2 protein-coding genes are annotated in these 688 nt (G+C 43.5%); both read left to right on the top strand.

Annotation, left to right across the window (positions count from 1 at the left end; all coding sequences use genetic code 11):
* On the top strand, nt 1-388 hold a 388-nt coding region (locus A3729_RS03425; RefSeq protein WP_197475520.1), incomplete at its 5' end, for a DTW domain-containing protein.
* Nucleotides 389-514: 126 nt separating this feature from the next.
* Nucleotides 515-688 (top strand): ATP-binding cassette domain-containing protein (locus A3729_RS03430; RefSeq protein ID WP_156497617.1); only part of this gene is annotated, 174 nt, incomplete at its 3' end.

Below are 688 nucleotides of genomic sequence, written 5' to 3' on the forward strand. Positions count from 1 at the left end.
GTTGTATCCTGAGTCGCTATCTGATGACGAAGAACATCTTGTATTAGATCTGAGCGATCTAGCTTCACCGCTTTTAAAGTCGCTACAACAATATGATTCGCTAGTTATCCTCGATGGCACCTGGAGGAATACCCGGGAGCTGGTTTTGGTGAATACTTGGCTGCAAAGTTTGCCGACACTCGCCCTGTTAAATGCCGGGAAAAGTCGCTATCGTATCCGCAAATCGACACATGAGTTTTCATTATCAACAATTGAAGCGGTCGCAAAAGTGCTGCCCCTATTGGATGAAAATATTGATAGCGAAACTTTGTTGAAGCCTTTTGAGAAAATGATTGATCAGCAGATTCAATATATGGGAGAAGAGGTCTTCCTGCGAAATTACCGATAGGATGCAGAACCCTTTCTTCGAGATAAGCGGATATTCATTCCTTGGTGACTTGAAATTCCTTTGCCTAACCCCAAGATAGAGCACTCCACTTTACCTCTCTACTTACAAGCAGGCACTAAACAAATCATGCAAAACGCTCTAGAGATTCGCGGCTTAAACAAAACTTATGGTAATGGTCATGTCGCTTTGCAGAATGTCAGTGTCAGTGTCGAGCAGGGTGACTTCTTCGCTTTATTGGGGCCTAACGGTGCGGGGAAATCAACGACACTTGGTATTGTTTCTTCCTTGGTTAATAAAAGT

Source organism: Oleiphilus sp. HI0043 (genome assembly GCF_001634935.1).